The 280-nt window shown below is 66.1% G+C and carries 1 protein-coding gene; it reads right to left on the reverse strand.

Annotated features, from left to right (window positions below; translation table 11 throughout):
* Positions 1–280, reverse strand: a 280-nt coding sequence (locus ACV22V_RS32695; protein ID WP_448016871.1) for a transposase, incomplete at both ends; no start/stop codon positions are given.

Raw genomic sequence — 280 nt, forward strand, 5'->3', positions numbered from 1 at the left:
GGTCCGCTGCGCGCAGCTTTGCCAGCAGTAGCTCGTGCAAGCGATCCCAGACACCGGCTGCTTGCCAATCGCGCAGCCGGCGCCAACATGTCACGCCCGAGCCGCATCCCATCTCGGCCGGCAGGTCGCGCCAGCGTAGTCCGGTCTTGAGAACGAACAGGATGCCGGTCAGCGCGGCGCGATTCGAAACAGGCAGGCGGCCCGGGTTCTTCTCGCGCCGCGGCTTGGGTGGCGGCAGTAACGGCTCGATCAGTGTCCACAATTCATCGTCGATGATCGG

This window comes from Burkholderia sp. AW33-5, from assembly GCF_053427615.1.